The organism is Sinorhizobium sp. BG8 (genome assembly GCF_016864555.1).
GTDB lineage: Bacteria > Pseudomonadota > Alphaproteobacteria > Rhizobiales > Rhizobiaceae > BG8.
On sequence record NZ_CP044011.1, the window covers coordinates 3,046,993 to 3,071,679 of the forward strand.

Annotated in this window: 28 protein-coding genes, 1 tRNA gene and 2 riboswitches; of the genes, 13 read left to right on the forward strand and 16 right to left on the reverse strand. The window is 61.2% G+C overall.

What is annotated here, in order from left to right:
* Positions 1-193: 193 nt before the first annotated feature.
* The gene (locus tag F3Y30_RS14420) at positions 194-946 is read right to left on the reverse strand and encodes a metallophosphoesterase family protein (protein ID WP_203423356.1); all 753 of its coding nucleotides are present in this window, start codon (positions 944-946) and stop codon (positions 194-196) included.
* Positions 947-1,091: 145 nt separating this feature from the next.
* Here F3Y30_RS14420 and F3Y30_RS14425 point away from each other — a divergent pair, with 145 nt between their 5' ends.
* Both F3Y30_RS14425 and F3Y30_RS14430 read left to right on the forward strand, forming a co-directional pair.
* Positions 1,092-1,805, forward strand: coding sequence for an SOS response-associated peptidase (locus tag F3Y30_RS14425; RefSeq protein WP_203423357.1), 714 nt, complete (start codon positions 1,092-1,094; stop codon positions 1,803-1,805).
* A gap of 369 nt (positions 1,806-2,174) precedes the next feature.
* Complete coding sequence (locus F3Y30_RS14430; protein ID WP_246752748.1) at positions 2,175-2,402, forward strand: hypothetical protein; 228 nt, start codon at positions 2,175-2,177, stop codon at positions 2,400-2,402.
* A gap of 873 nt (positions 2,403-3,275) precedes the next feature.
* Here the strand turns inward: F3Y30_RS14430 and F3Y30_RS14435 are convergent.
* From F3Y30_RS14435 to F3Y30_RS14445, 3 genes are all read right to left on the reverse strand, one after another.
* Complete coding sequence (locus F3Y30_RS14435) at positions 3,276-3,491, reverse strand: hypothetical protein (protein WP_203423358.1); 216 nt, start codon at positions 3,489-3,491, stop codon at positions 3,276-3,278.
* Positions 3,492-4,017: 526 nt separating this feature from the next.
* Positions 4,018-4,212, reverse strand: a complete 195-nt coding sequence (locus tag F3Y30_RS14440) for a hypothetical protein (protein ID WP_203423359.1) — start codon at positions 4,210-4,212, stop codon at positions 4,018-4,020.
* Between the two features lie 544 nt (positions 4,213-4,756).
* Positions 4,757-4,841: transfer RNA gene (locus F3Y30_RS14445), tRNA-Leu, on the reverse strand.
* Between the two features lie 193 nt (positions 4,842-5,034).
* Between F3Y30_RS14445 and lipB the strand changes: the two genes are divergently transcribed.
* Positions 5,035-5,769 (forward strand): lipoyl(octanoyl) transferase LipB, encoded by a 735-nt coding sequence (gene lipB / locus F3Y30_RS14450; RefSeq protein WP_203423360.1) that lies wholly within the window; start codon positions 5,035-5,037, stop codon positions 5,767-5,769.
* A gap of 31 nt (positions 5,770-5,800) precedes the next feature.
* Here lipB and F3Y30_RS26400 read toward each other — a convergent pair whose 3' ends face one another.
* The 3 genes from F3Y30_RS26400 to F3Y30_RS14460 form a co-directional block, all read right to left on the reverse strand.
* Complete coding sequence (locus tag F3Y30_RS26400; protein ID WP_246752749.1) at positions 5,801-6,229, reverse strand: hypothetical protein; 429 nt, start codon at positions 6,227-6,229, stop codon at positions 5,801-5,803.
* Positions 6,217-7,053 (reverse strand): hypothetical protein, encoded by an 837-nt coding sequence (locus F3Y30_RS14455; protein WP_246752750.1) that lies wholly within the window; start codon positions 7,051-7,053, stop codon positions 6,217-6,219. Before F3Y30_RS14455 ends, F3Y30_RS26400 begins: the two co-directional genes overlap by 13 nt.
* A gap of 93 nt (positions 7,054-7,146) precedes the next feature.
* Entirely contained in the window at positions 7,147-8,094 is a 948-nt protein-coding gene (locus tag F3Y30_RS14460; protein WP_203423361.1) for a DMT family transporter, read from the reverse strand.
* A 303-nt stretch (positions 8,095-8,397) separates the two neighbouring features.
* Between F3Y30_RS14460 and F3Y30_RS14465 the strand changes: the two genes are divergently transcribed.
* From F3Y30_RS14465 to fghA, 6 genes are all read left to right on the forward strand, one after another.
* Complete coding sequence (locus F3Y30_RS14465) at positions 8,398-8,802, forward strand: helix-turn-helix transcriptional regulator (protein ID WP_203423362.1); 405 nt, start codon at positions 8,398-8,400, stop codon at positions 8,800-8,802.
* Positions 8,803-8,891: 89 nt separating this feature from the next.
* Positions 8,892-10,019, forward strand: a complete 1,128-nt coding sequence (locus F3Y30_RS14470; RefSeq protein WP_203423363.1) for an S-(hydroxymethyl)glutathione dehydrogenase/class III alcohol dehydrogenase — start codon at positions 8,892-8,894, stop codon at positions 10,017-10,019.
* Positions 10,020-10,066: 47 nt separating this feature from the next.
* Positions 10,067-10,474 (forward strand): hypothetical protein, encoded by a 408-nt coding sequence (locus F3Y30_RS14475; RefSeq protein ID WP_203423364.1) that lies wholly within the window; start codon positions 10,067-10,069, stop codon positions 10,472-10,474.
* Between the two features lie 257 nt (positions 10,475-10,731).
* The gene (locus F3Y30_RS14480) at positions 10,732-11,208 is read left to right on the forward strand and encodes a YaiI/YqxD family protein (RefSeq protein ID WP_203423365.1); all 477 of its coding nucleotides are present in this window, start codon (positions 10,732-10,734) and stop codon (positions 11,206-11,208) included.
* A 2-nt stretch (positions 11,209-11,210) separates the two neighbouring features.
* Positions 11,211-11,873 (forward strand): DUF1345 domain-containing protein, encoded by a 663-nt coding sequence (locus F3Y30_RS14485; RefSeq protein ID WP_203423366.1) that lies wholly within the window; start codon positions 11,211-11,213, stop codon positions 11,871-11,873.
* A 25-nt stretch (positions 11,874-11,898) separates the two neighbouring features.
* The gene (fghA, locus tag F3Y30_RS14490) at positions 11,899-12,735 is read left to right on the forward strand and encodes an S-formylglutathione hydrolase (RefSeq protein WP_203423367.1); all 837 of its coding nucleotides are present in this window, start codon (positions 11,899-11,901) and stop codon (positions 12,733-12,735) included.
* Between the two features lie 57 nt (positions 12,736-12,792).
* On the opposite strand, the gene F3Y30_RS14495 is transcribed toward fghA, so the two are convergent.
* The 6 genes from F3Y30_RS14495 to F3Y30_RS14520 all read right to left on the reverse strand — a co-directional run bounded on the left by F3Y30_RS14495 (position 12,793) and on the right by F3Y30_RS14520 (position 16,803).
* Positions 12,793-13,185 (reverse strand): DoxX family protein, encoded by a 393-nt coding sequence (locus F3Y30_RS14495; protein WP_203423368.1) that lies wholly within the window; start codon positions 13,183-13,185, stop codon positions 12,793-12,795.
* 53 nt (positions 13,186-13,238) lie between these two features.
* Entirely contained in the window at positions 13,239-13,898 is a 660-nt protein-coding gene (locus F3Y30_RS14500; RefSeq protein ID WP_203423369.1) for a hypothetical protein, read from the reverse strand.
* Between the two features lie 155 nt (positions 13,899-14,053).
* Positions 14,054-14,839, reverse strand: coding sequence for an ATP12 family chaperone protein (locus F3Y30_RS14505; RefSeq protein ID WP_203423370.1), 786 nt, complete (start codon positions 14,837-14,839; stop codon positions 14,054-14,056).
* A complete protein-coding gene (locus F3Y30_RS14510; RefSeq protein WP_203423371.1) occupies positions 14,832-15,497 on the reverse strand; it encodes an HAD-IA family hydrolase in 666 nt (221 codons plus the stop codon). Before F3Y30_RS14510 ends, F3Y30_RS14505 begins: the two co-directional genes overlap by 8 nt.
* On the reverse strand, positions 15,497-16,489 hold the full coding sequence (locus tag F3Y30_RS14515) for an RluA family pseudouridine synthase (RefSeq protein WP_203423372.1): 993 nt from the start codon (positions 16,487-16,489) through the stop codon (positions 15,497-15,499). Before F3Y30_RS14515 ends, F3Y30_RS14510 begins: the two co-directional genes overlap by 1 nt.
* Before the next feature lie 77 nt (positions 16,490-16,566).
* Positions 16,567-16,803 (reverse strand): Lrp/AsnC ligand binding domain-containing protein, encoded by a 237-nt coding sequence (locus tag F3Y30_RS14520; protein ID WP_203423373.1) that lies wholly within the window; start codon positions 16,801-16,803, stop codon positions 16,567-16,569.
* A 250-nt stretch (positions 16,804-17,053) separates the two neighbouring features.
* Here F3Y30_RS14520 and F3Y30_RS14525 point away from each other — a divergent pair, with 250 nt between their 5' ends.
* The 4 genes from F3Y30_RS14525 (at position 17,054) to gcvP (ending at position 22,160) form a co-directional block, all read left to right on the forward strand.
* Entirely contained in the window at positions 17,054-17,383 is a 330-nt protein-coding gene (locus F3Y30_RS14525) for a hypothetical protein (RefSeq protein WP_203423374.1), read from the forward strand.
* A 154-nt stretch (positions 17,384-17,537) separates the two neighbouring features.
* A riboswitch (glycine riboswitch) is annotated at positions 17,538-17,621 on the forward strand.
* A 3-nt stretch (positions 17,622-17,624) separates the two neighbouring features.
* Positions 17,625-17,701: riboswitch (glycine riboswitch) on the forward strand.
* Between the two features lie 71 nt (positions 17,702-17,772).
* Positions 17,773-18,912: a glycine cleavage system aminomethyltransferase GcvT gene (gene gcvT / locus F3Y30_RS14530; protein WP_203423375.1), complete on the forward strand. Its 1,140-nt coding sequence runs from the start codon at positions 17,773-17,775 to the stop codon at positions 18,910-18,912.
* A 15-nt stretch (positions 18,913-18,927) separates the two neighbouring features.
* Positions 18,928-19,290: a glycine cleavage system protein GcvH gene (gcvH, locus tag F3Y30_RS14535; RefSeq protein WP_203423376.1), complete on the forward strand. Its 363-nt coding sequence runs from the start codon at positions 18,928-18,930 to the stop codon at positions 19,288-19,290.
* Positions 19,290-22,160, forward strand: coding sequence for an aminomethyl-transferring glycine dehydrogenase (gene gcvP, locus F3Y30_RS14540; RefSeq protein WP_203423377.1), 2,871 nt, complete (start codon positions 19,290-19,292; stop codon positions 22,158-22,160). The genes gcvH and gcvP overlap by 1 nt, the downstream gene beginning before the upstream one ends.
* A gap of 145 nt (positions 22,161-22,305) precedes the next feature.
* On the opposite strand, the gene F3Y30_RS14545 is transcribed toward gcvP, so the two are convergent.
* Genes F3Y30_RS14545 through F3Y30_RS14555 form a run of 3 tightly spaced genes read right to left on the reverse strand, consistent with a single transcriptional unit; the run spans position 22,306 to position 24,610 of the window.
* Entirely contained in the window at positions 22,306-22,728 is a 423-nt protein-coding gene (locus F3Y30_RS14545; protein WP_203423378.1) for a response regulator, read from the reverse strand.
* Positions 22,704-24,257 carry an ATP-binding protein gene (locus F3Y30_RS14550; protein ID WP_203423379.1) on the reverse strand — a complete coding sequence of 518 codons (1,554 nt, stop codon included), beginning with the start codon at positions 24,255-24,257 and terminating at the stop codon, positions 22,704-22,706. The genes F3Y30_RS14545 and F3Y30_RS14550 overlap by 25 nt, the downstream gene beginning before the upstream one ends.
* Positions 24,143-24,610 carry a PAS domain-containing protein gene (locus F3Y30_RS14555; protein WP_203423380.1) on the reverse strand — a complete coding sequence of 156 codons (468 nt, stop codon included), beginning with the start codon at positions 24,608-24,610 and terminating at the stop codon, positions 24,143-24,145. The genes F3Y30_RS14550 and F3Y30_RS14555 overlap by 115 nt, the downstream gene beginning before the upstream one ends.
* Positions 24,611-24,687 lie beyond the last annotated feature (77 nt).

Sequence of the window (24,687 nt, forward strand, 5' to 3'; positions counted from 1 at the left end):
AATCAGCCGTATAGTTCTTCCCTAGTTGCCATACCAGCATTTCATTTTTGTAAATGAACAATTCTCGGAAAGTAAAAAGCGGAAGTAATCATCCTCAATCAATTCTCCGCCCATAGCCGGTTACCTTCGACCTCAACTGGCGCTTCTGCTCATCGCAGATTTCGAGCCTTTGTGGCTTGGTCCGCCATCCTCGCTAAATCCCCGCGTGAGGCATGAATCCCGTGCGCAGTGCGTGCGCCCAGTCAGGCCGGTCATTCGTTTCGGCTCGGCATGCGGCGGCTTCGTAGTCATAAGCAAGAGCCACAAACTCTATCGAAGGATCTCCACCGTCGACCGTATCAACGATGGCATAGCGCGCGTGTGGCGTGCCGGACTCGGAAGCATGAGCTTGCCCGGTGGGATCAAAATAAGCAGGACACCCAACGCTCCCGGGGTTCATGACAATTGTTCCGCTAGGAAGCCGGACAAGATCTGGTCGATGACTATGGCCGAGAATAACGAGCTTTTCCGCAATGTCTCCCAAGCGTCTGACGATTTTCCCCATCGGAGCGCGCACCAGGACGCCTGATGCAATCTCGTCCAGAACATATCGGTCATCGTAGGCGGGCGTCGCATGGAAACCGACAATGCCGGGGGCAAACTTGCGACTGAAAGGGAACTGTCCCAGAACTGCGCGCTGAGCCTCGCTGAGCTCCTGGAACGCGAACCGATCGGAAGCATTGGCCTTGGTTGAATCGAACGCAGCAACCTGACGGTCGTGATTGCCTCTCACCGTCGGCGCACCAAGCCGCTCCAGGCGTTCAAATGTCTCGCGCGGCCACAGGGGGCCGGAAACGCAATCACCAAGGTTGACGATCAAATCGACCCCGCGCCGGCCGACGTCATCAAGCACAGCTTCAAGGGCGGATATGTTCCCATGAATATCGGCGAGAACAGCAATTTGCATGGAGCATAACTTACAACCATGACCCCCCGACCGCAAATTGAGGAGATCGAAACGGCAATCGCTTTGGACACTTCAGCCATTGATCACGCCCCACAATTGACACGCCGCGTGTTGACCCGCCAGCATGCCTTTGGGAGGGCCGCACATGTGCAACCTGTACAACATCACGACGAACCAGCTCGCGATCCGCGAGATGACGCGCGCGATGGTCGACAACCTCGGCAACCTCGAACCGTCGATGGACATCTATCCCGACCGCTTCGCACCGATCGTACGCAACACGCCCGTGGGGCGCGAAGCGGCAATGGTGCGCTGGGGCCTACCCTCCTCCCGGCAAGCCCTCTATCAAGCCGCATCGAAGCGCGCCGACAAGCTTCGTGCCAAGGGCAAGGACGTCGACTTCGACGAGTTGCTAAAGATGGAGCCGGACGCTGGCACGACGAACGTTCGCAATACCGCAAGCAAGCACTGGACGCGTTGGCTCGGCCCAGAGAACCGATGCGTGGTGCCGTTCACCCGTTTCGCCGAGCCGGACCCTGCAAGCAAGACCGAGGGAGGCCGCACGCCGAATGCATGGTTCGCGGCCAATCACGATGAACCGCTGATGTTCTTCGCCGGGATCTGGGTGCCGCAATGGGAAAGCGTACGAAAGGTCAAGGACGGGCTGATCAAGGCCGATCTCTTCGGCTTCCTGACGACTGAACCGAACGGCATCGTCGAGCCGATCCACCAGAAGGCAATGCCAGCCATTCTCGCGACGCAAACTGAAATCGAAACATGGCTCACCGCGCCATGGGAGGAAGCCAAGGCGCTTCAACGTTCCTTGCCGGACGACGCCTTGGTCATGCTTGAAACGTGATACCGCAGCACCTGCCCACCTCCAGCAACTGACCGAAGAGTTTCGGTGCGCCGCCGGGCGGAGAGCCGCGCTGGTGGCGTGGCGTGGCGTGGAACCAATGCCTCTCGTACCCGTTTTCCTTCAAAGGAGAATCGCGATGCGTGTGTCAGATTCCAACTCCGACAAAGTGCCCGCCCAGCCGGACGTACGGCCAGATCTCGCGTCGAAACCGACCGACGAACAAAAGAAGAAATCGATAGACCCTGCGCGCTTGCCCGATCCGCCCGGTTTGACGAAGACGAGGGACGTTGTGCACTTCCTGTTTCGGTAGCTTCCGCTGCGAGCGGAACGCGCGATGGTCCTTTCCACTCTCCCCGAAGGAGGCCGACAATGACAAGAATCGCAGACGTTGTGAGAACGATCATGACCAAGACCGCGGGAACCAATGATGCCAACGCGACACCAGAGCAGATGTCGCCACGCGATGTGGATCGGTCACGGCGCACGAACAACAAACCGGATGACCAGTCAAAGGCGCCTCCCGCCGTGCAGCCTGCCGGCGGACGCGACGAAAGTGAACAGCCGACGGTAAACCCTGTTACCGGCGGGGCTCTGTGAACCGTTGATGCTCGTTGTCACGACATAGGAGAGAAACCATGGCCCATCCATTTCCTCGACCTGCGCGTGAAAAGCCCGCGGAGCCCGATACCAAGCCCGATTCGGCAAAGCCTAAAGACGATAGCGACATGGATGAACCCAAACCGCTTGACCCTGCCCTTCTCCCTATCGACGACCCGGCTGGAGCGGCGTGACGGTCGCACAGCATGCTCGCTCGGGCTGAACAGGAGCTCCCGCTCGCAGAAGAAGCGATCTGTCACACCGGTGACCGTTCCTGTGCCGCGCAACTTGAAACACCTTGGCCGCTCAAGGTTCACGGGACCAGTCACCCGACGTTGGCATCGACAGCATTGACGCAAGCAATCAGGGGCCTTGCAGCCTCTTTCAGTTTAGTGGCGTTGTTCAACGCGCCCAAATTGGCGGCGAGAATGATGCATTGAAACGTTTGGCGAAACGCGTCGTTAACTATTCATCAACGACTGAGGTGTTCAGTGTCTGCGGGGGCTGCTGGGTTGGAGAGCAGTCATGGCCTATGATTGGGATGGACGCCGCACGCGCGTAAGATGGTGGCTTCGAGTTGCACTCATGTTGAGTTTGCTGACGGCCGCATTCGCAGGATCGCTCTTGGCGCATTACGTTCAGTGATCGCAGCCACCGAGGCGATTGTGAGCAATGCAATGCGCTTCGGTTCGCAAGACGATTCTGGTTTCTTGAGGCAGCCCGCGAAGCTGTACACACCCGAAATTCGCCCTGTGGCGTCGAATGCGTGAGGCCTATTGGTCGAGAGGCGGCCTCCGATGCCGTCCCAACCGCGGTCAGGCGAGCGATCGTTCTCACCGTCGTCCAGTTGAGTAACTCGAAGCGTTCATAGCCTCAGCGGGAAGGATCGGACGCCTCCTGGCGGAGCCCCGCAGGAACATCGCTCAGAGCAATAACGTCGCTCATAGCAATGGTGCCGGTGATCTTCATCATGCCAGCGATCCACAGGTCGCCGGCCAGAGGCACAATTCCCAGAACATCAGGGCAGGACCACCGGCAATCCGGCTTCGTCCAATGGACGTTGGTCCTCAATGATTTGATCTTGCCCATGCGAATCCTCAGTGCACTACTTGGTGGGTTGTATTGCCGAGTTCGTCTGTGACCACGCCGCTGGCGTAAATGTTGCCAGCGACCTCAAAATGTTCGGTGATCCTTACAATGCCGGTGATCCTCCACTCACCTCGCACCATGGTAGTCGTTCGGTCGGCGAAGTCCATCAAGACTTCCGAGATCGGCGGCCGAATGTTGCGCCAAGAGCGTCGCAGATCGCCGTTGCCCCCGCCCAACAGTCCCGCCGAGCACTTCTCAGGATGTCCGCTGCGCCATGCCGTCAGCCCTTAGATTCCGCTGCCGCGAGACCAAAGAAGCAAGAAAAAAAGAAAAAGAGAGAGGGAGAATGGTGCGCCTTGCCCTGCACCTTCCCATAGGGCACAACAAGACTGCCATGACAAACCCGCCTGAAGGTCTGGCGGGTGTGACTCATGCCCGACTGCCCCGCCCCACGCGACCTTGCACCTGCCGGAGAAAACTGAAGCCCGTCGCCACCAACGGAAATGCCGCCGGGTTGAGAGCCGGGTCAGACCATTCCGAGAACCGGCGCTCCGGAGACCACACGGCTCACACCGTAGTCTGCCTCATGCCGGGCAAAAGTGCGCTCCTTGCGCCTGGGCCTGGCAAGCACGACATCCGGGACATTGGCAATGCCGTCCGCGAACGTGCCGGTATCATCGCTGCGGTTCGTGGTGAATTGGGCAATAAGCAAGTTCAACATCGTACGAGGTCCTTCCTGCCCTTCAAACGGCAAGCGAAATCGTTTCGTTCCGGCCCGGATGCGGGATATTTAAAGTTTTAACTATATTTCTTAACAAAGCCTTGACCATGGCGCTCGACAGCCAGGCTCTGCGAAATGACTTGCGAGATCTTCTCTGCCCCAGCGACCCGCAATGCGCTGGCCTCCTCGCGCAGACGCGCGCCCGCATCCTCGCTCGTCGTTCACAAACGATGTGGAAAGCAACTCAAAAGGTTGAATCACGCAACTGCCCCTGTGGAGCCATGCAGATCGGGAATCGACGAATCGCAACGCATCGCGATCGTCAGCAAATTGCGCCTCTCGACGGCTGCGATTCGCCATTGCGGGTAAAAAGGTTGCCGCCCAATTCGACTGTCGTGAACTCGAGGGTGCGTGGATTTCGCGTGGAGATCGGCACAGTCCGGACAATGCGCGAGCAGCAGGCCATGAAGATCGAAAGCCAAGTCCAGAATCAAAAAATCCCCGCGTATCAAACAGGCGAACCTATTGATAAGCTGGGGATTTTTGGTGCGGTCGAGAAGACTCGAACTTCCACGGGTTGCCCCACAGCGACCTCAACGCTGCGCGTCTACCAATTCCGCCACGACCGCATCGTGGTAGGTGCCGAATTGCTCCGGCGGGGCTGCATGTAGCAAAAGCATCTGGGGTGCACAAGGCCATCACGACAGAAATTTGACGTCGAACGAAACAATTTCAACAGGCTCGTGCGTGACACTGTTTCGCCACTCAAAATCTCTTGCAAAAGGCCCTATATGGGCGACAGCCAAGAAGAACGGATATCCAATGCAACGCGCAGACATACGATCCTCCATGCTGACGGCTCCCGGCTCCCCTCCCGTACGGTGGAGAATCGAGCCCGGCCTCACGCCCTATGATGTGGCCGTGGCAACCATGGAGCGCGAGGCAGCCGCAATCGCCAACGGCGAAGCGGACGAGCTTGTCTGGCTGGTCGAACACCCTCCGCTCTACACCGCCGGAACGAGCGCAAGCGAAACCGATCTCGTGGAGCCTGATCGCTTTCCGGTATTCGCCACCGGACGCGGCGGTGAGTACACCTATCACGGCCCCGGCCAGCGCGTGGTTTACGTCATGCTCGATCTGAAGCGCCGAAAGCAGGACGTACGCGCCTTTGTCGCCGCGCTCGAGGAAGTGATCATCCAGACGCTCGATCGCATGAATATCCGCGGGGAGCGGCGCGAGGACCGCGTGGGCGTATGGGTGCGCCGTCCGGAACGGCCCGCACTGCCGGACGGGTCACCGGCGGAGGACAAGGTCGCGGCGATCGGCATCAGACTTAGACGCTGGGTGAGCTTCCACGGATTTTCTCTCAACGTCGATCCCGACCTCGGCCATTTCGACGGCATCGTCCCCTGCGGAATTCGCGGCTACGGTGTCACGAGCCTCGTAGACCTCGGTCTCCCGGTCATGATGAGTGATGTCGACATGCGCATCCGTTCCGCATTCGAAGAGGTATTCGGGCCTGTGGCCGACGACAACCTCAAAAGGGATGGCGCCTGAGGGCCGAACCGGCCTGCGGAGATTCGTGGGGTCAGCCGAACAGCCGGTCGCAGGCGAAAACGATCGCATAGGCGTGCAGGGACAGCGTGGCCGCAAGTCCCAGCGAAACCGCAAGCCGCTGGCGGCTGGTGATTGGCTCCAATGCGCTGCGCGGCTTGATCGCTCGGCCGCGCGCGAAAAGACTCAGAATCGTGAAGACGGCGAGCCCGGCGATCAACGCCACAGGGGGCAAACCGATTCTCCAGCCGACCCAGAGAATCGCGAGCGTCACCGCAAAGGTCCCGGCTGCGAGCCCGTTCCTGGTTGGAAGGATTTGCCGCAAGACCTGCCCGCCGTCGAATCGGTGCATCGGAAGCAGGTTCAGCAGGTTGAACGCCCCGAGAATCAGCAGGAAGATCAATGCGATGGAACTGACCATGGACGCACCAAACGCATGGGCGCCGATTGTCACGGGAACCATGAATGCGGAGATCCCCGCCCCATCAGGGCGCAACTCGCTACCTCGAACAGGGAATTATAGGGCCTGCCGCCGATCGCGATTCCGCCAAGGAAGGGCACGAAGATCATGCGCACCCGCTGGTGGCCGAAGGCGCGATAGGCTGCCATATGACCAAGCTCGTGCAGCACGATGACAATGGTCAGCATCGTAGACAGCAGCAAACCATGCGTGGTCAGGCCGAAGAACGGCCATAGGAGCAAGGTCGAGAGCGCGGCCAAACCGGTTTGCGTCACAGGGTGCTCGAAGGTCGCGATTCGTTTGCTGGTCCCCGTCTTCAGCCAGCCGTCCAGCGCCTTCAGTTCGCGCGACAATGCGAAATAGCGGTAGAGCAGGAAGGCGAGGCCCCGGTAGCGATCCGTCTGCTCCACTTCGACGATTGCCCCGCCGCTGGTCGCCATGAGCCGGCGCACTTCGCGGAAATGCTGCCAGAAGGACGGATCGAGCGCGCTGTCCTCGATGATGCGCGATCTGTATGTGAAGATCCCCTCGCCCGGCTTCGACGCGTCGGCAACCTCCAGGACCCTGACGATGGGTTCTCCCTTGCGGTCGGGATGGGTGAGGCGCTGGCGCACCAGCCCGCCATCGAGTCGATCGCTGGACAGCACCGCATGGTACCAATTGGAATTTTCACCGCGCGGGTCCAGCGCGGGCCGGATCGAATCGACACCCGCCCGAAATGAGCGCCGGACCGTAAGTGTCCGCTTGCCGACCGGCGCTGCGAGCAGCAGCCAGATGAGGCCCAGATTGATCGTCAGCAGGACGATGACGGATTGCAGTGTCGACAACAGCCTGTTCCGCGGGCCATTGTGGCCCGACGGGGGATGCTAGGGTCAAATTCTTAAGAAAAACAACAACTGAGCAGACAGGACCTCGTCTCCTTATGGAGCAGGTGTGGCCACCTCCTGCATGCCGCTCTTCCTTTCGCGCCAGATGATGAACAGTCCCGATCCGACGATGATCGCGATACCCAGCCACCTGGAAAGAGTCGGGAACTCGCCGAACAGAGCATAGCCCAGGATGGTCGCCGATATGATCTCCAGATACTGGAACGGAGCGAGCACCGAGAGCGGCGCCAGTCGGAATGCCCTGACGACGAGAAGATGCCCGTAACCCGAGAGGGCGCCGAGCACGAGGAGCAGGAAAAGCGTCCAGAGCGACTGCGGCAGCGACATCTCGAAATCGCCGATGCCGCCGGCGGTGCCGGCAAGAAGTGCGCCCCCCATGAACAGCGAGCCGCCTACCCCGGCGATGGTCTGCATGGTCAGCGGTTCATCTGCATCCCCGGCGGCGCGGTTCAGGAAGAGATAGATCGAGAACAGCACCGCGCAACCGAACGGCAGCAGAGACTTGAGACCAAAGAGTGCGAAGCTCGGCTGGATCACGAGCAAGGCGCCGCCGAAGCCGATGGCGATCGCAAGCCAGCGGCGCCATCCCACTCTCTCGCCGAGCAGCACCGCGGACATGGCGGTGAGGATGAAGGGCTCGACGAAGTAGATCGCCAGGACGTCGACCAGCGGCATGTACTTGACGGCAACGAAGAAGAGCAGGCTGGCGGCCCCGTGGATCATTCCTCTGAAGAGGTTCATCCATGGCCGCTTCGCCCGCCAGGTGGCGCCCTTGAGGAAGAACAGCAAGGGAAGCGTACAGACGAGCTGGAAGAAGAAACGATAGAAGGTGACCTGTGCCGGCGACATGTCCTGGATCGTCGCCATGTACTTGGCGATCGCGTCCATGACCGGCAGGATCATCATGGCGGAGGCCATGAGAGCCAGCCCACGGCGGGGGTCTGTTTGGCGATTGAGAGCTTGCTGCGGGATGCTGGCCATCGAAAATTCCGTTCGTAGCCTGTCTTACCGCATCCGGCGCGGGAGGCAACGTGCGAAAACCCAGAAACCGGATTCGCGAGATTTCACGGACGTTTCGAGGGAGCCAAACTAGGGCGGCGGCGCGGATGGAGCTATTTGTGCCGTAGCCGGATAGCCGAGCGCATGCACGGGTCTGTAGTCTTGCCTGTCGAAGCAGCACGTCGGATTTCGTTCTGCCCATCTCTGGGCACGGCGTGCGTAAGACCGACGCGAGGATGCACTTCATGCCTTTTCGCGGCGGCCGGGGCGTTCCAGAGGACCGCGATGACAGATACTGAAGACGACAACACTATTCCCTTTCGCTCCGGCCACATGGATGGCGACACGCTCGGCGGCCGCATCTGGCGGGCGCGCGATGCCCTGAACATGTCGCTGGACGATCTGGCCGCGCGGATGGGCCTTCCGCAGGAGACGGTCTCGGACTGGGAACGGGACCACGCCGAGCCGCGGACGAATGCACTCTATCTCCTCGCCGGTGTGCTGGGCGTTTCCCCATCCTGGCTTATCGCGGGAATTGGCCAGTCTCCCGAGGACGCCAATCACCACAGCGAACTCCATCCGATCATGCGGCAGCTCCATCACATCAGAGCCCTGCACGAACAGACGGGTACGGCGATAGCCGCGCTTGAGGCAGAGATCGCGAAACTGACGTTGCGCGACCGCGATTGACGTTTTTCCCCAGGCGGGGTTGAGGCCACGGTCGCTCTCTGCAATGGTCCGCCCCGAAGACTCACATCAGGCATATGGAGTAAGAGACGATGGACGTACGCGCCGCAGTCGCCGTTCAAGCCGGCAAACCACTCGAAGTCATGACCGTTCAACTCGAGGGACCGCGCGCGGGCGAGGTGCTCGTGGAAATCAAGGCCACGGGCATCTGCCATACCGACGAGTTCACCCTCTCCGGGGCCGATCCGGAAGGCATTTTCCCGGCGATTCTCGGCCATGAAGGCGCCGGTATCGTGGTCGACGTCGGCCCGGGCGTGACCTCGGTCAAGAAGGGCGACCATGTCATCCCGCTCTATACGCCGGAATGCCGCTCCTGCCCCTCCTGCCTCTCGCGCAAGACCAATCTGTGCACCGCCATCCGCGCCACCCAAGGCCAGGGCCTCATGCCGGACGGCACCTCCCGCTTCTCGATCGGCAAGGACAAGATCTTCCACTACATGGGTTGCTCGACCTTCGCCAATTATACGGTTCTGCCGGAAATCGCTGTCGCCAAGGTCAATCCGGACGCCCCGTTCGACAAGATCTGCTACATCGGCTGCGGTGTCACGACGGGCATAGGCGCTGTCATCAACACGGCCAAAGTCGAAATCGGCTCCACGGCAATCGTGTTCGGTCTCGGCGGCATCGGCCTCAACGTGATCCAGGGACTTCGCCTCGCCGGTGCCGACATGATCATCGGCGTAGACCTCAACAACGACAAGAAGGAATGGGGCGAACGCTTTGGAATGACACACTTTGTCAATCCGAAGGAAGTTGATGGCGATATCGTCCCCTACCTCGTCAACCTGACCAAGCGCGGTGCGGACCAGATCGGTGGGGCTGACTATACATTCGACTGCACCGGCAACACCAAAGTGATGCGCCAGGCACTCGAAGCCTCGCACCGCGGCTGGGGCAAGTCGGTCGTGATCGGCGTCGCCGGTGCCGGGCAGGAAATCTCCACCCGTCCGTTCCAGCTCGTGACCGGCCGTTCCTGGATGGGTACGGCTTTTGGCGGCGCCCGCGGCCGGACCGACGTTCCGAAGATCGTCGACTGGTACATGGAGGGCAAGATCCAGATCGATCCGATGATCACGCACACGATGCCGCTCGAAGACATCAACAAGGGCTTTGACCTGATGCACGAAGGCAAATCCATCCGCAGCGTCGTGGTTTATTAAGGCAGAGCCACTAGGGTTCCGGCGAGATTTTTCACCGGAGCCCTTCCATGCCCATTCAACGTGCCGTTCTGGCCGCCGCAATACTCGTTCTTCCGGTGGCCGCCGCCAATTTCGATGCGAACCATGTCAGCCGCTGGAAACCTTCCACCAAGATGACGGCCGGCGTCGGCGTTGCGGCCATCGCGAGTGGAAGCGCGACGATCGGGAGCGGTTCGAACGCGCCCACGGAAGACATGGCGACGGCAGTTGGAGCGTACGGCACTGGGTATGACCAAGGACTGCAGGCCCCTCACCTGGATGGTTTGTTGGCCGGCCGGTCTACGCTTGGCGCCCCGCAATTGCTCACCGGCGAACCGTCGTACCCGAATGTCGTCATGATCGATACGGACGCTGGCAGCGACAATGCGCAGGCATCGGCGGAAAACGCTCTCGGCGTGTCTCCCGACAGGCGGTAACTTGCCGAATGAAGGTGCGGGCGGGTAGTCACGGCGGCGGGTTGCCCGCGTCCCAATCCTCTCCCGCCCGATGACACCCCTCGGTGGCCGGGCGATACGTGAGGTGATAGTGTGCCCACTCATGCGGCAATGCCGAAAACCGCGAGAACACCGAAGCATTGAGAACGATGGACCAAACGATACGCAAGACATTGATCGCACGCGGCGCGCTTGTCACGCACCGGCTCGTTCAGATCATCGACGCGGCCGGCTAGACCATGACTGAGGACACGATCGATATCTTTGTTGATGCGGATGCGTGCCCGGTGAAGGCCGAGGTGCAGAAAGTGGCGGAACGCCACGGGTTCCGCGTCACCTTCGTGGCCAATTCCGGCTTGCGCCCGTCCCGCGACCCGCTGGTGCGCAACATCATCGTCTCCGGCAGCTTCGATGCTGCGGACGACTGGATCGTCGATCACGTTTCACAGGGCGACATCGTAGTTACCGCGGACGTGCCTCTTGCGGGTCGATGCGTCGGGAAGGATGCATTCGTCACCGGCCCCACTGGGCGCGTCTTCGACAAGGCGAACATCGGCATGGCGAGCGCGATGCGCGATCTCGGTGCGCATCTGCGAGAAACCGGAGAAAGCAAGGGTTACAACGCCGCCTTCTCGGCGCGCGACCGTTCCGCCTTCCTTGAAACGCTGGAGCGCCTTTGCCGAAGGGCGAAGTCTGCCCGGGAAGGCAGCCCGTAGCGATGACTGTACGATCGCACAAGGCAATCGCAACCGCCCGCCATCGCCCTTTCTATATCGCCGCTCTCATCTCGCTCGTCATTCTGCCGGTAGCAGTTTACGCGAAGGTGCAGCTGGCCGCGCAACTGACCGGAATTGCCTTCTTCCTCATTTATCTCCTGCTGATCGGCCGGCGCCTGCCCCAACTCAGCGGTAGTTATCTGAAAAACCACGCGACGGACTCCGACGCGCCGGCACCCATCATCCTCATCGTCACCGTCGGCGCATTCGTCCTGTCGCTCGCCTCGCTTTTCATCGTTCTGCAGGAGGGCGAGGATGTCGTGCAGCTCGACCTTGTGCTGTCCTTTGCCTCGGTGATCCTCGGCTGGTTTACCATCCACACCATGGCGGCGGTGCACTATGCGCATGTGTACTGGCGCCCCCATGGCGGCAAGGCGCTGAGCGCCCAGGAGCGCGGGCTCGACTTTCCGCAGACCGCGGCACCCGGCATCTATGATTTCCTCTATTTCGCCTTCGTCGTCGGGATGACGGCGCAGACGTCGGACGTCGCAGTCACCACCACGGAGATGCGGAAGCTTAACCTCCTCCACGCGATCGTCTCCTTCTTCTTCAACACCGTCCTGGTCGCGGCCGCCGTCAATGCGGCGGTGACGCTCGCCTCGTGAACGGCAACTATCCAATGGAGCTAGCATGAAAGTACTGTCCCAGAATCAGGCCTTCGGCGGCATGCAGGGCGTCTTCGCCCACGATTCGCTTGCCTGCAATTGCGAGATGACCTTCGCGGTCTTCGTCCCTCCGAAGGCGATCACGGAACCCTGCCCGGTCCTGTGGTATCTTTCGGGCCTGACGTGCACCCATGCCAATGTCATGGAAAAGGGCGAGTATCGGCGCATGGCCGCCGAGCTGGGTCTGATCATCGTCTGCCCGGACACCAGCCCGCGCGGCAACGACGTGCCGGACGAACTGACCAATTGGCAGATGGGCAAGGGTGCGGGCTTCTACCTCGACGCGACGGAGAAGCCCTGGGCCGAGCACTACCAGATGTACACTTACATCACCGAGGAACTCCCTGCCTTCGTCGGCCAACACTTCCGCATGGACATGACGCGACAGGGCATCTTTGGCCACTCCATGGGTGGGCATGGCGCCATGACGATCGCCCTCAAGAACCCTGATCGCTTCCGGAGCTGCTCGGCCTTTGCGCCGATCGTTCAACCGATGACCGCCGACTGGTCGTCGCAATCCTTCGAGAAGTACCTCGGCGCCGATACCTCGGCATGGCGGGAGTACGATGCCTGTGCACTCGTTGAAGACGGCGCCCGTTTTCCCGAGTTCCTGATCGACCAGGGCAAAGCCGACGGGTTCCTCGACAGCGGACTGCGCCCCTGGCTGTTCGAGGAAGCGGTCAAGGACACCGGTATCGATCTCACGCTGCGCATGCACGAGCGCTATGACCACTCCTACTACTTCATCTCGACCTTCATGGACGAGCATCTGAATTGGCATGCGGAGCGTCTCAATCGATAACGGACGGACATCCGCGCCGTCGGAGGCTCAAGAACCTTCGGCGGCAGCCAGACCTTCTCACGTCCTCCTGTTGTCGAGTGCAAATGCGCCCGGTCCTGCGAAGACCAGATAAAGGAAGATGAAGCAGAAGGAGATCGCGGCGTCGCCACGGTTGTTCACCGGCCAGAAGCTCACCGGGAAGTGTGCCATGAAATAGGCGACCGCCATGAAGCCACAGAGCACGAAGGCGGTAGGCCTCGTGAACAGACCGACGAGGATGAGCAAGCCGCCTACCACCTCGAGAAAGCCCGCGACGCCGAGGATGTTCATCAGGTTGTCGAAGGGCGGATCGGCCGGTGGAAAATTGAAGAACTTCTGCGTTCCGTGTTCGATGAACTGCAGCGCCGTCATGATCCGCAAGGCGGCCAGCGCAAGTGGCTGATACTCTGCGATACGCGATGCCGGGCTCATGACCGGAACTCCACGCTCGAAACGATTGGTTCGAGCTTACCCGAGCCCGGCTCCTACTTGCAATCCTTCTCCGCCGTCACGACGCATGGGCCGGCTGCCTTCTCGACGGGCCGGGCACGGGAACGGACGGTCAGGGCTGCTTCCGTCGGAATGATGATGTCGTCGACCTGGGTGTTCGCCTGGTAGGCCTGCGTCTGCTGGGCGACGTTGGTGCTTCTTGTCTTGCGGACATACTTACCCTTCGTCCCCTTGGATCGCACGGAATTCACGTCCGCTTGCGGCTGCGTCAGCCGGTATGCGAGGGCCACCCGTTGCGCGACTGCCTGCGCCAGGGCGCGATCGGCCGCCTTGGGATCCGGCATGAAACTGTTCACCGTCATTGTCTCGCGCGCCACCGGCCTGCCGCCGAGGTCGATGAGCCGGACCGTCACCTGCGCGGAATTCCGACCACCGCCGCTCCGCCTCATCGATGAAAGCTGGACGTCCATCGCCACTTTTTCCAGCGCAACCGGACGGCGGGTTGAACGAACAGATTGCTTCAATTGCCTTGCGGCCGCCTTCACGACACCCGCCGACACACTCGCGTCCCCGCTCACCTCGACCTTGCGGATGTCTTTGAGGGCACCAGCGGCGTCCTTGCTATGGGCAGGCAGAACGACTGCCGCCAGAAGAGTAATCGCCGTGGCGACGACGCGAAGGAATGCTGTTTTCATGGAAGAGTTTCCGGAGGGTATCTGCTCACGACGACGCACGCGCCGTCCATTCGTTTCAGGTCGGACATAATCCCCGAAATCGCAATCGAATCAAGACTGGCGCCGCAGCTTCCTGTTGATGTCGGCTATGTTTGCCACTTGCAGGGCGCCAGCACTCAGGAATGAAGGGCCGAAAGCACTGTCGCGGCGACCTCCATCTCCCGCCAGCGCAGTTCGCGCCGGTGAGAGGCTTCCTCGTCCGCGCCCCACTGCTCGGTTTGCCAGTCCTCGTCGATATGGGCCAGTCTCCAGACCTCGGCGGGTTCCAGCCGCTTCTCGGCGAGTGCGAGAGCAAGGACTGCCGATCCCGTGAGCGTGGTCACCGTGTGCAGGCAGGCGAGCTCGAGAGGTGTTCCGAACGCCGAGAGCGCGGTTCGGAACGCGTCCATGGCCTGTTGTGGCTGTTCCTGGTGAATGACGCCCTCGATGAGGATGAAGCGGGCGCCATGACGCTCCGCCACCCATTGCAGCACCGGGTCCCAGTTCTGACGCTGGCGCTCCACAAGCCTTTCCGGGTTGCCGGCGCGATAGCACAACTGGTCATTGCCCGCGAAGCGCACGATTTCGTCGAGGACCGCGTCGAAGTTGGAGGCGACGCCGTCAATTGCCGTGTTGACCAGGCGCGTGACTGGCATCAGCGCGGGGTCGATCACCTCGACCTGCGCATCCCATTCCGCTTTCAGCCGGTTCGCCACGATATCGGAAGCGACGGCAAGAAGCTTCTTCTGCGGCGTGCGGACAGGCCGGCCGTCGAGGAAGATCCCAACGCCCTCTTCCGTCACTCCGGTCGTCACCTCCGAATAGAAACGCTTCGGCAAGGGACGCTTCATCTGAATCTGCGCGCGCTTGACGGGATCCGGATCACTCAGTGCATCGAAAAGATCGGAACGGATGTCAGACATCGGAAACCTCCAGCCATGCCAGCAAATCGGCTGGCACATCCAATATATGGTCGGCGCCGGCCGCGACCAGATCGTCAACGCTTGCATAACCCCAGGAAACGCCGATTGCCGTGGCACCGGCTGCCTTAGCCATCTGCATGTCGTAGATGGCATCTCCGACCACAAGAGTGCGATCGGCATCGATGCCGGCCTCCGAGCAGCACTCGGTCACCATCGCTGGGTGCGGTTTCGAGGGACAATCGTCCGCCGTGCGCGAAACGAAGAACGTCTTGTCGAAGCCATGGGTCGTGCGAATGAGATTGAGGCCGCGCCGGGACTTTCCAGTGACTGCGCCGAGGATCAGTCCGTCGTCGCCCTCGAGCCTCCGCATCATCTCGGAAATGCCGCCGAAGAGCGGTTCCTGAAATCCGGTGTCGGCCCGGACGTCGGTATAGATCGACTTGTAGTGGGCTGCCATCGCCTGGGCCTCGGAATCGACATGCGCCTTGCCCTGGAGGCGGGCGATCGCGATATCCAGCGTGAGCCCGATGATGGACTTCGTCCCCTCGTAGGTCGGCAGCGCGTGGCCGAAGGCGGCAAAACTGCGGCTCATGACCTCGTGGATCAGCGCGGCACTGTCCACCAGCGTGCCGTCACAATCGAAAAGTACCAGTCTCATCATTCTTCCTCGTCAGCAGCGTTCTGATCGAAGCCGAAGAGGTTCCATGTCTGGACCATGTGCGGAGGCAAGGGAGCGGTGACCTTGAGGCGTCCGCCCGACGGATGCGGGATGTCGATATGGCGGGCGTGGAGATGCAGCCGGTTCTGCACTCCTCCCGGAAACACCCAGTTCACGTCCGCCTCGAAGTACTTCGGGTCTCCGAGGATCGGATGCCCCATGTGAGCGGCATGAACGCGCAGCTGATGCGTCCGGCCGGTATAGGGTTCCATTTCCAGCCAGGCGAAATTCTGGCCGACCTGCTCCACGATCCGGTAATAGGAGATGGCGTGGTCAGCCCCGTCTTCGCCGTGCTTTGCGATCCGCATCCGGTCGCCGTCGGGTGTCTGCTCCTTGACGAGCCATGTCGAGATACGGTCCTCGCGCTTGCGCGGAACGCCCTTGACCAGCGACCAGTAGGTCTTCTTGGTGTCACGTTCCCGGAAGGCTGCCGTCAGTTTCTGGGCGGCACCACGTGTGCGGGCAACCACCAGCACGCCGGAGGTATCGCGATCCAGCCGGTGCACCAGCCGCGGCTTTTCGCCCTTCTGGCTGGTCCAGGCTTCCAGCATCTTGTCGATGTGCCGCGTCACGCCGGATCCACCCTGAACCGCGATCCCGGCAGGTTTGTTCAGGACGAAGACCTTGTCGTCCTCGTGCAGCAACATGCGCGAAAGCAGTTCGCCGTCCGGGGAATGCCTGAGGTCATGACCGGCGATGGGGCCGCTCTTCTGGTCCTTGGCGTCCACACCCATCGGTGGAACGCGGACCGTCTGGCCCGGCTGCACCCGCATGTCGGTCTTGGCACGGCCGCCATCCACGCGGATCTGCCCGGACCGGAGGAGCTTCTGGAGCTGTCCGAAACCGAGCCCGGGATAGTGGACCTTGAACCAACGGTCGAGCCGCATACCCGCCTCGTCGCTATCCACCTGCCTGTGTTCAATACCTGCCATTGTCGCCTTCTTTCTCTCGGGCGCTCATAGCGCATGTTCCGACCGAGGGGAATATTGCGAACGGCCGATTGTGCGGATCAGAAGGCGCGGAACGTCAGGGTCGTCAACGAACGTACAATTCCCGGAATCACGGCAATGTTGTCATTGATGAACTTGCCGATGTCCTCCTCGCTTTCGACGTAGATCTTGAGCAGGAGATCATAGTCGCCGCTGGTGGAATACAGCTCGGATATGAGTTCGGTCGCATAGAGCGCGTCGGCCACGTCGTAGGTCTTTCCCGGAGCGCATTGCAACTGCACGAAAATCGGTTTCATCGTCCATTCTCCGCCGCCGATGGCGTTCATGTTGTCCGTCGCCCGACGTCGGGCACCTATCCGGCACCTTATGACGGATCATCAGCCCGCGGCGCAAGTGGTGAAGGCTCTGTTTCCTCCCGAGTTCGCACACACGGACGGAGCACCAGTCCTTAAATTTCGATTAAAATACAACCCTGAGAAATAACGGACCGGAAAGTTGCAACTGTTAAAACTTTGCAACGACAAACGATAAGAAACGGCTGATGGAATGACACAGGTCCTCACGGTCTCGGCGACCACTGCGGGGTATGTCGCGCAAGGACACGGAGCGACGGTCCGTGCAAATGGCGGCACGAACTTCGAGAAGAACATCGAGGTGTGGAGCAGCGATGCCAAGCATGGAACGGATTTCCAGCTCCGGGGCTTCCTCACATATGTCCAGCCTCCTGCCCTGGCACTAGCCTTCCTTACGGCCGGCCGCCAACCCGAAGTTTCCGCGACGACTGCCGCCCTCGCCTATGCCGAGAATGGCCCGGCGGATATTGCCGAGGTCTCCGCCGTCAAGGACGAAGAAGGCCGCAACGAAGGCGCCGCCTGATCCCGACGCGGGTCGCCTGAGCGGTAGCCGCCCACCAGCGCACTCCTAATCCGCGGCGTCACCGGTTTTCGGGTGCCCGGCACCACGCGACAAATAATTGTTCAGCAGCGACACTTCGCTCTTGCCAAACTCCGGACAAGGCCGTTATCTGGCATCAACCTCGCTGGGAGAAACCGGTTCGATCCGGTGCCGAAGGAGCAACCGCCCCGGAAACTCTCAGGCAAAAGGACCAGCAAGGTGCCGACAGGACTCTGGAGAGAAGCGTAGTACGCTCGCCGAAGGGATAACAATCTCAGGCAAAGGGACAGAGGGGGCTCAGGAGCGCGGCGCGTCAGCGTGCCGACATTTGTGAGCCGGCGCCGAGGCGCCAACGGACTGGAGGGCGCCTTTTGGACGTATCGTCTGACCTCGAAAAAACCCCACTGCATGAGCTGAACATCTCGCTTGGCGCCCGCATGGTACCCTTCGCCGGCTACGAGATGCCGGTGCAGTTTCCAGCCGGAGTGATGAAGGAGCACCTGCAGACCCGCGTGGCCGCCGGGCTCTTCGACGTGTCCCACATGGGACAGATCATCGTCCGACCGAAATCCGGCATCGGAGCCGATGCGGCGCGTGCGCTGGAAACCGTCGTTCCGGTCGATGTTCTCGGCCTGGCGGAAGGCCGCCAGCGCTATGCCGTCTTCACCAATGACGAAGGCGGCATTCTCGACGATCTCATGATCACCAATCTCGGCGACCACTTCTTCGTGGTCGTCAATGCCGCTTGCAAGAACGCGGATTTCGCACATCTGCAGAAGCACATCGGAGATAGCTGCCATCTGTCGTTGCTCACGGATCGCGCGCTGATCGCATTGCAGGGACCGCGCGCCGAGGCCGTTCTCGCGGAACTATGGGCCGACATTTCCGCCATGCGGTTCATGGATGTGCGCGCCTGCGATCTGCACGATGCGGACTGTATCGTCTCCCGATCCGGATACACAGGCGAAGACGGCTTTGAAATCTCGATACCATCGGAACTGGCCGAAGGCGTTTGCCGTCGGCTTCTCGACCATCCCGATGTCCTTCCAATTGGCCTCGGCGCGCGCGATTCGTTGCGGCTGGAGGCCGGCCTCTGTCTCTACGGTAACGACATAGACATCGGCACGACTCCGGTCGAGGCCGCCCTCGAATGGGCAATCCAGAAGGCGCGGCGTTCGGGTGGAGATCGGGCCGGCGGCTTCCCGGGTGCCGACATCATCCTGTCGCAGCTTGAAAACGGCGCGCACAGACGCCGCGTCGGTCTGAAGCCGATGGGGCGCGCACCGGTGCGCGCAGGTGCGGTCCTTGCATCCGACATTGAAGGCGAGGATGTGGTCGGGACCGTGACTTCGGGCGGCTTCGGCCCCAGTCTCGATGCCCCCGTGGCCATGGGCTACGTGTCGATGTCGGCATCGGCCCCGGGAACGCAGCTCTACGCAGGCGTAAGAGGCAAGTTCCTCCCGGTCACCGTCGCGACCCTCCCCTTCGTACCGAACACCTTCAAACGCTGACCAGAAAGGTTCGTCATGCTCAAATTTACCGAAGAACACGAGTGGCTGAAGATCGAGGACGGCGTCGCCACGGTCGGTATCACCACTCACGCTGCCGAGCAGCTCGGCGATCTCGTGTTCGTGGAACTTCCTGAAGTCGGCGCGACCTTCACCAAGGGCGGCGACGCAGCAACGGTCGAGTCCGTGAAGGCCGCCTCCGACGTGTACAGCCCACTCGATGGCGAGGTGCTCGAAGTAAACCAGTCGATCGTCGATGACCCCTCCCTCGTCAACAGCGACCCCCAGGGCGCCGGCTGGTTCTTCAAGCTGAAGCTCGCCAATCCCGCCGATGCAAACGCCCTTCTGGATGAAACCGCCTACAAGGAGCTTGTCGGCTGATGAGCATGCCAAAGGACTTCACCTTCACCGATTACAAACCCTACGACTTCGCCAACCGCCGCCATATCGGCCCGTCGCCGAAGGAGATGGAGGCGATGCTGAAGGTAATCGGCTACGAAAGCCTGGACGCCCTGATCGATGACACCGTTCCTCCGTCGATCCGCCAAAGCAAGGCCTTGGAATGGGGTGCGCCGATGACCGAGCGCGAGGCCCTCGACAAACTGCGCGAGACGGCGAACCGCAACAAGAAGCTCGTTTCCCTCATCGGCCAGGGCTACTACGGCACGATCACTCCGCCGGTGATCCAGCGCAACATCCTCGAGAACCCTGCGTGGTACACGGCCTATACGCCTTACCAGCCCGAAATCAGCCAGGGCCGACTGGAAGCGCTGCTGAACTATCAGACGATGGTCTGCGACCTGACCGGCCTCGACATCGCCAATTCCTCCCTTCTGGACGAGGCAACCGCCGCCGCCGAAGCGATGGCCATGGCGGAGCGCGTGGCGAAATCCAAGGCGACCGCGTTCTTCGTGGACGAGAACTGCCATCCGCAGACGATCGCGCTCCTGAAGACCCGTGCCGAACCGCTCGGCTGGTCCGTCATCATCGGCGATCCGCTCGCGGACCTCGACCCGTCCGCCGTCTTCGGCGCGATCTTCCAGTATCCCGGAACCTACGGGCATGTTCACGACTTCACGGACGTGATCGCCGCGCTCCATGCGGCGGGTGCGATTGCGGTTATCGCTGCTGACCCGCTGGCACTTGCGCTGTTGAAGTCACCGGGCGACATGGACGCGGATATCGCCATCGGCTCGACCCAGCGCTTCGGCGTTCCCGTCGGCTACGGCGGACCGCACGCGGCTTACATGGCCGTAAAGGATGCGTATAAGCGGTCCATGCCCGGCCGCCTGGTTGGCGTCTCGGTCGACAGTCGCGGCAATCGTGCCTACCGGCTGTCTCTTCAGACCCGCGAACAGCACATCCGGCGCGAAAAGGCGACGTCCAACATCTGCACCGCCCAGGTCCTGCTCGCCGTCATGGCCTCGATGTACGCCGTCTTCCACGGGCCTCAGGGCCTGAAGGCGATTTCACAGAGCGTGCACCAGAAAACGGTCAGGCTCGCGATGGGCCTCGAGAAGCTCGGCTACAAGGTCGAACCGGAGGTCTTCTTCGATACGATTACCGTCGACGTCGGCAAGTTGCAGGGGATCATCCTGAAGACGGCCGTCGCCGAAGAGGTCAATCTGCGCAAGATAGGCGATGACCGCATCGGCATCAGCCTCGACGAACGGTCACGCCCTGTGACGCTCGAAGCCGTCTGGCGGGCCTTCGGGGGTGAGTTTGAGGTGGGCGAGTTCGAGCCAGGCTATCGCTTGCCGGAGAACCTGCTTCGCACCAGTGAGTACCTCACCCATCCGATCTTCCACATGAACCGCGCCGAGAGCGAAATGGTCCGCTACATCCGACGTCTGTCGGACCGCGACCTCGCCCTCGATCGTGCGATGATTCCCTTGGGATCGTGCACGATGAAGCTGAATGCGACCGCGGAAATGCTGCCGATCACATGGCCGGAGTTCTCCGAGATCCATCCGTTCGTTCCTGCCGACCAAGCCGAAGGCTACCGGCACCTCATCCAGGATCTGTCCCAGAAGCTCTGCGACATCACCGGCTACGACGCGGTGTCCATGCAGCCCAACTCCGGAGCACAGGGCGAGTATGCCGGTCTCCTGACGATCCGCGCCTACCATCTGGCCAACGGCCAGTCTCACCGCGATGTCTGCCTTATCCCGACCTCGGCGCACGGTACCAATCCCGCTTCCGCCCAGATGGCCGGGATGAAGGTGGTGGTCGTGAAGGTGAGCGACAACGGCGATATCGACATGGACGACTTCCGTGCCAAGGCGGAACAGTACGCCGACACGCTGTCCTGCTGCATGATCACCTACCCGTCGACCCATGGCGTTTTCGAGGAAAACGTCCGCGAGGTCTGCGCGATCGTCCACGCCAATGGCGGTCAGGTCTACATGGACGGCGCCAACATGAATGCGATGGTCGGGCTTGCCCGTCCCGGCGACATCGGCTCGGACGTCAGCCACCTCAACCTGCACAAGACCTTCTGCATCCCTCACGGCGGCGGCGGTCCGGGCATGGGCCCGATCGGCGTCAAGGCGCATCTTGCTCCCTACCTGCCGAGCCACCCGGAAGTGCCGGGACTTGGCGGAACTGGTGCCGTCTCCGCGGCCCCGTTCGGATCGGCGTCAATCCTGCCGATCTCGTGGAGCTACTGCCTCATGATGGGCGGCGAAGGCCTGACCCAGGCAACAAAGGTGGCGATTCTGAATGCCAACTATATCGCCGCGCGGCTGAGCGGCGCCTATGGGGTGCTCTACAAGTCGCCGAAGGGCCGGGTTGCCCACGAGTGCATCATCGATACGCGCCCTCTAGCCGAGAGCGCCGGGGTCACCGTGGATGACGTCGCCAAGCGGCTGATCGACTGCGGTTTCCATGCGCCGACCATGAGCTGGCCGGTCGCAGGCACGCTGATGATCGAGCCGACGGAGTCGGAAACCAAGGCCGAGCTCGACCGCTTCTGCGAGGCCATGCTGGCAATCCGCGAGGAGGCCCGCGCCATCGAGGACGGGCGGATGGACAAGACCAACAATCCGCTGAAGAATGCTCCCCACACGGTGGAGGACCTCGTTGGAGAATGGGACCGGCCCTATAGCCGTGAGCAGGCCTGCTATCCGCCGGGTGCGTTCCGCGTGGACAAGTACTGGTCCCCGGTCAACCGCGTCGACAACGTGTATGGCGACCGCAACCTCGTGTGCTCCTGCCCGCCACTGGAAGACTACGCCGAAGCGGCGGAATGATCCAACGCCCGCCCCTGGACATGCGCGCCGGGGGCGGTTCCATTCTCTCTCGTCAGGCTACGCTATTCGATTGTTTGCAAGACGATCGGACGAGGCGCCGGCCCGAGGGGCATCAGTCGCCATTTCCGCAAACTGACAGTCTGTCTCAGGCGTTGCGCGGTTCGGGCAGGACCGCAACGTCGATCCAGAACCGTGCAAATCCTTCCGCAAAGCTGCGGTAGCCCTTCAGCGACGACGGCTTGACCGTATAGGCGTTGGCGCCGTTGGCATAGGCGCGGTGCACGTCGGCCATGTTCGAGGACGATGAAAGCATGATCACGGGGATAACAGCGGTGTGCTTGCTCGCCCGGATACGCCGCAGGAGCTCCACGCCGTCGGTCCCGGGCATGTTTATGTCGAGCAGGATGTAGTCGAACTTTTCGGACTTCAGACGGTCGCTGGCGGTCTCGGAATCGGCGACATGGACAATGTCCACCGTGCTGCCCGTTTCATAGAACGCCCTCCGCACGAACCGCGCATCAACCGCATCGTCATCGACAACCATCAGCTTTTTTGGTGAGTCGCCCAAGACTGGTTCCTCGGACTTGCGGGAGATATCGGAAACGTCACAACGAAACGTGCGCCGGGACCATACTCGGTGTCAAGACTGATCGTGCCGCCATGGCTTTCGGCAATGCGTTTGGCCAATGCCAGTCCGATTCCCGTGCCTTTGTACACGCTCTCGTCGGGGTGAAGTCTTTGAAAAACGTCGAAGATCTTGCGTTCGAATTTCGGATCGACGCCGATGCCCTCGTCCTCGATGACGAGGTCGGCTATGTCGCTGGCCTGCCTGCCGTAGATACGGACCTTGGCGGGAGCGCCGGTCTTGCGATACTTGATTGCATTGCCGATCAGGTTCTGGGCAAGGCGCTTCAGGAGCTCCGGATCGCCGACCACCTTGGGCAGCTCACCGATCTCGATCTGAGCGTCCGCATCCCTTATGTGCCCGTCGAGCAACTGCAGAGCCTCGTCTACGACGTTGCGAAGCTCGACGCCCTGCCTGTTGGCAATCTGATAGGCGATCTGCGAGTACTCCAGGAGACTGTCTACCAGGCGCTGCATCCGAAGCGCACTCTTCCGTACATAGTCGGCATGCTGCTGCAGCTCGTCCGTCTCCCCGCTGAGAATGTCCTCGGCAATCATGTCTGAGAACATCGCGATGTGCCGCAACGGTGCCTTGAGGTCATGGGAAACGGTAGCCGTGAACTGGTTGAGAGCCTCGTTCTTGCGCTGCAGTTCGATTGTCTGTTCTTCGACGCGCCTTTGCTGCTTCTTGATATCGGATATATCCCGCCCGACAGAGACGACCTCCGCCACCTTCCGACCGTCGAACACAGCGACCAACGTCCAGTGTATCCAGCATATCGACCCGTCACGCTGCACGTGCGGCGTCTCGTTCGTCCTGATCGGCTCATCCGGCGTCAAGCCTGCGAGATCATCGATTGTCTTCTGGCGGATTTCCTCGGGGACATGATCGAGCACGTCAGCGCCTATGAGTGCATCGGCGGTCGTTCCGAAGAAGCTGGCATATTTGTCATTGACGAACAGTACCGTTCGGTCGGGGCTGAGACGGCAGACCAGGTCCGGCACGTTCTGCAGGAGCGCATGATACTCCCGACGCTGGCGCTCCAGCGCTATGGCCGCCTGCTGCAGTTCAGTCACGTCGACCCGGAGCGACACGATATTCCCGTCGCTTGCCCTGCGATCCTCGGCGCGAATCCAACGGGTCTCTCCATAAGGAAATATCCGGGTATGACTGGCGGGGTTGCGAAAATCGGCAAGTCGTTGCGCCAGCCAGGCTGCTGCCTCCTCGGAGCCTGGAGCGATATCGCGGTATCCGCCTGTCTCGTAGGCCAGCTGGAAGATGTCCTGCGCGGTCATCCCCTTCCTCAGCGTAGCGCCGGCCTTGCCGCTTAGCTCCCGGTACGCTGAATTGAACAGGATCAGTCGCTCCTCCCTGTCGAAGATGGCGAAACCCTCCGAGATCGTCTCCAGCGCGGCATGGAGCATGTCGCGCGCTTCCTGGCGTTCGCGTTCGAGTTCGAGAACGCCCGACATGTCGTTGATGACGCCGATAAAGCCGTCATGCCCTCGCGGGCATCGGTGACGAGCGTCGATCGCATCTGCCCGGTGAAGGTGCTGCCATCCCGGCGCAGGAACCGATAGACGGAATCGACAGAGGCGGCCGTTATGTTCTCACGCGCCCGCTTGGTGATGCAGGACTGATATTCCTCGTCCGTCGCAAACAAGAGCCGTGCAGGCTGGCCGGTCATCTCCTCCGCCGAATGCAGAAACATGCGCGTGGCGGCGGTGTTCGCCCCACGGATCAGCTTGGAAGAGTCAACGAGAAAGACGGCGCCGGGGAAATCCTCGAAAAGCGCCCTGACGAAATGTTCCTGGAGAAACGCCATGCTCCCTCGCCTGCACATGACGTGTTTTCGCATGCGCTTACGACAATAGTCTTACAGGGAAACATGCAATCGTAACA